The 4,272-nt window shown below is 62.7% G+C and carries 3 protein-coding genes; 1 reads left to right on the forward strand and 2 read right to left on the reverse strand.

Features of this window, described 5'->3' with window-relative positions; genetic code table 11:
* Nucleotides 1-379: 379 nt before the first annotated feature.
* On the forward strand, nucleotides 380-952 hold the full coding sequence (locus Q0629_RS08265; protein WP_298781277.1) for a nitroreductase family protein: 573 nt from the start codon (nucleotides 380-382) through the stop codon (nucleotides 950-952).
* 71 nt (nucleotides 953-1,023) lie between these two features.
* Here Q0629_RS08265 and clpB read toward each other — a convergent pair whose 3' ends face one another.
* Both clpB and Q0629_RS08275 read right to left on the reverse strand, forming a co-directional pair.
* The gene (clpB, locus tag Q0629_RS08270) at nucleotides 1,024-3,636 is read right to left on the reverse strand and encodes an ATP-dependent chaperone ClpB (RefSeq protein WP_298781280.1); all 2,613 of its coding nucleotides are present in this window, start codon (nucleotides 3,634-3,636) and stop codon (nucleotides 1,024-1,026) included.
* Between the two features lie 237 nt (nucleotides 3,637-3,873).
* Nucleotides 3,874-4,272: DnaB-like helicase C-terminal domain-containing protein (locus Q0629_RS08275; RefSeq protein ID WP_298781282.1), on the reverse strand; the 399-nt coding region annotated here is incomplete at its 5' end.

The following is a 4,272-nucleotide window of genomic DNA, read 5'->3' on the forward strand; positions in this document are numbered from 1 at the left end:
CCCCTAATGAGGCCTTTTTTCAATTTGCCTGTTGCTTTTAGCTTGACAATCTAGCATTCAAAACGGAAAAGCACGGCACGCAGATCCCCCTGTGGCAGAAAAACTAACCGCGTTTGGAGCTGATCCAGATACGCCCATGGTAGCCTGGGGCGGGCTTGTGAGTTTTCACAGTTTCGCTTTTGTTTCCCTTACAACTTTTGACATTACTTGACAAAATCCCCGCTTCATATTAAAAGCGTGTCGGAAGGATATCCTTGGCCCCGCAAAGGGGAGCAAGGGAGGTGGGCGAAAAGAGGCCAACGGGCCTGGGCGTGTCGTTCGCGGCGGACAACAGGAGCAGGGATTTTCTTTAATTTATGCGATGCAAAGGAGAACAGCCATGAACATGATCCAGACGCTGACAAACCGTCGGAGCATTTACGCGCTCAACAGGGACCTGCCGATCCCGGAATCGGAGGTCGAGGACCTGATCCGACAGGTGACCGAACTCGTCCCGGACGCCTTCAACATGAGGAGCGCCCGAGTCGCCGTGGCCCTCGGCAAGATGCAGGACGCGCTCTGGGAGGCGATCTACGACGCTTTCGGCGGCAAGGTCGAACGGGGAAAGATCGACGGATTCAAGGCCGCTGCGGGCACCATCCTATACTTCTACGACCAGGACGTCGTCAAGGCTCTGCAGGAACGGTTCCCAGCCTATGCCGAGAACTTCCCCACCTGGGCGAACCAGGCGAACGGCATGCTGCAGATATCCCTGTGGGCGGCCCTTCGGGAACGGAACGTGGGGGCCAACATTCAGCACTACAACCCCGTCATCGATTCCAGGGTCAGAGCGTTGTTCGGCCTTCCGACGTCGTGGGTCCTGTTGGCGCAGATGCCCTTTGGAGGGATCGCGGCTCAGCCGGAGGCCAAAGAGAAGGAGGACGTTTCCCTGCGCGTGAAGGTCTTCCGGTAGGGATTTCCCCGCCGAACGCGGAGCGGGCGGCAGCCGTTCATCCAGTCTGCCGCCCGCTTTTAACCCCATCCCTATTTGTCCGCAAAGGAGAAGGTGAGCTCTCCGTCCTTCAGGCCGACCTCGACCTTGGAGTGGTCCCGAATGCCTCCGGCGATGAGGGCCCGCGCCAGCTTCGTTTCCACGTTGTGCGTGATGTACCGCTTGAGCGGACGCGCGCCGTAGACGGAATCGTACCCCGCCTCCCCGATGAAGTTCACCGCCTCATCGCTGAAGTGCAGCGCGATCTGCCTGTCGGCCAGCCGTTCCTCCAGGTGTCCGAGGAGAAGCCGGACGATCTGACGGACTTCGTCGCGGGTCAGCGGCTTGAAGAAGACGATGTCGTCCACGCGGTTCAGGAACTCGGGACGGAACGCGCCGCGCAGCGCGTTCATCACTTCCTTCCTCGCGCTCTCCGAGATGTTGCCGTCCGCTGTGATGCCCTCCAGCAGGGCGCTCGACCCGATGTTGCTGGTCATGATGATCACGGTGTTCTTGAAGTCCACCACGCGGCCGTGGCTGTCCGTGATGCGCCCGTCGTCCAGGACCTGAAGCAGGATGTTGAACACGTCCGGATGGGCCTTCTCGATCTCGTCGAACAGGATGACGGAATAGGGACGCCGCCTCACGGCCTCCGTCAGCTGCCCGCCCTCGTCATACCCCACGTAGCCGGGAGGCGCCCCCACGAGGCGCGACACGGAGTGCTTTTCCATGTACTCGGACATGTCGATGCGGATGATGTTCTCCTCGCTGTCGAACAGCGCCTCCGCCAGGGTCTTGGCCAGCTCCGTCTTGCCGACGCCGGTGGGCCCCAGGAAGATGAAGGAGCCGATGGGCCGGCGCGGGTCCCGGATGCCGCTCCGCGCGCGCAGCACGGCGTCCGCCACCAGCTGAACGGCCTCGTCCTGTCCGACGACCCTCCTGTGGAGGACCTCGTCCAGCTTCAGGAGCTTCTCCCGCTCCCCCTCCAGGAGCTTCGTCACAGGGATACCCGTCCAGCGGCTGACGATATCCGCGATCTCGTCCTCCGTGACCTCCTCGCGCAGGAGGCTTCCGGGGGCGTTCTGCCCCTCCTTCTCCGCCTCGCGGGCCTTCAGCTCCTCCTCCAGCTTCTGCAGCTTGCCGTAGCGAAGCTCCGCCACCCGGTTGAGGTCGTACTGATGCTCGGCCCTCTCGATCTCGGCCTTCACCTCGTCGATCTGGCTGCGCAGCTGGCGGATGCCCACGATGCTCTTCTTCTCCGCCTCGTACTGGGCACGGAGGGCGTCCGCTTCGGTGCGGGCCTCCTGCAGCTCCTTCTGCAGCACCTTGAGGCGCTCCTGGGAGGCCGCGTCCTGCTCGCGCTTCAGGGCCGTTTCCTCGATTTCAAGCTGCATCACGCGCCGGCTGGCCGCGTCCAGCTCGGACGGCAAAGAGTCGATCTCCGTCCGGATCATGGCACAGGCCTCGTCCACCAGGTCGATGGCCTTGTCGGGCAAAAAGCGGTTCGTGATGTAGCGGTTCGAGAGGACCGCTGCCGCCACCAGCGCGTTGTCGCGGATGCGCACGCCGTGGTGGACCTGAAGCTTCTCGCGGATGCCGCGCAGGATGGAGATCGTGTCCTCCACGTCGGGCTGCTCCACGGTCACGGGCTGGAACCGCCGTGCCAGGGCCGCGTCCTTCTCGATGTACTTTCGGTACTCATCGACGGTCGTCGCCCCGATGCAGTGCAGCTCGCCCCGCGCCAGCATGGGCTTCAGCATGTTGCCCGCGTCCACGGCGCCCTCTGCCGCACCAGCCCCGACGATGGTGTGCAGCTCGTCGATGAACAGGACGATGCGCCCCTCGCTCTGCTTCACCTCGTTCAAGACGGCCTTCAGCCGCTCCTCAAACTCGCCGCGGAACTTGGCCCCGGCGACCAGCGACCCCATGTCCAGGGCAAAGACCGTCCGGTCCTTCAGTCCCTCCGGCACATCTCCGCGCACGATGCGCTGCGCCAGCCCCTCCACGATGGCCGTCTTACCAACTCCGGGGTCACCGATCAGCACGGGGTTGTTCTTCGTCTTGCGGCTCAGGATGCGGATGACGCGACTCACCTCCTCGTCACGCCCGATCACCGGGTCCAGCTTCCCCTCCCGCGCCGCAGCCACCAGGTCGCGCCCGTACTTGGCGAGGGCCTCGTAGGTGGCTTCGGGGTCCGCGCTCTGCACCCGCTGAGAGCCGCGGACCTCCGTCAACGCCTTCAAGAAGCGATCCTCCGTGATGCCCAGGCGATTCAGGACGCGCCCCAGATTGGTGTTCGTCCCCTCGTCCAACATCGCAAGGAACAGGTGCTCGACGGAAACGTACTCGTCTTTAAGCGCCTTCGCGCGCTCCTCTGCGGCGACAAGGAGCCTGTTGAGCCGCGGGGTCACGTAGACCTTTCCCGGCTCCGCCCCGCTGCCCGAAACGCGCGGCATACGGGCTACCTCGTCGGAAACGAGCTTCTCCAGCACCTTGGGGTCCACTTCCATGCGGCGAAGCATGCGTGGGATCAGCCCCTCCGCGTCCTGCAAGAGCGCCAGCATAAGGTGCTCCACGTCCACCTGCTGGTGGCTTCGGGCCGCCGCAATGTCCTGCGCGGCCGCCAAGGCAGACTGGCTCTTCGTCGTCAATTTATTGAAGTCCATACCTATAACCTCCCCATGAAGGATATATTCTTAACTTTATCGTCCTGGTTAAGGGGCTCGCAGGCCCCTTAATTCCTGACCAATAATGACCAATATTATAGAGAAAGGCTCTAGGGCCGCAATCGGTTGTTTTTCGTAATCGGAGCTCCGAGCTGACGGCCGGGCGGCCGATACAGGGAGCACACGCCCACGGCAAGCTGCAAGGAAGGGGACCGGCCAGCGACCGGTCCCCTTTCCTTAACCCTTCCAGCTACGAAAGCGCGTGATCTCCCTTTGAAAGACGAGGGTGATCGTGTCCGTCGGCCCATTTCGGTTCTTGGCCAGGGTCAGCTGAGCCTCGCTGTCAACCCCCGGCTGGGTTTCCTCGTAGTAGTCCCTTCGATAGAGGAACATCACCGTGTCCGCGTCCTGCTCGATGGCCCCCGAATCCCGGAGGTCCGAGAGCATCGGCTTCTTGTCGGGACGTTTCTCCGTTTCGCGCGACAGCTGGGAGAGGGCGATGACGGGGCAGGCCAACTCGCGTGCGACCCCTTTCAACATGCGGGATATCTCGGAAACCTCCTGTTGGCGGTTGTCCGTCTGACGACCGCCAAAGCTCATCAGCTGCAGGTAATCCACGATCACGAGCCCCAAGGA

The organism is uncultured Fretibacterium sp., from assembly GCF_938030725.1.
In the GTDB taxonomy this organism is placed as follows: Bacteria; Synergistota; Synergistia; order Synergistales; family Aminobacteriaceae; genus Fretibacterium.

Excerpts from the sequence above, each read along its gene's own strand:
- Q0629_RS08265 (WP_298781277.1), top strand. The coding sequence starts at position 380 with ATGAACATGATCCAGACGCTGACAAACCGTCGGAGCATTTACGCGCTC.
- clpB (WP_298781280.1), bottom strand. The coding sequence starts at position 3,636 with ATGGACTTCAATAAATTGACGACGAAGAGCCAGTCTGCCTTGGCGGCC.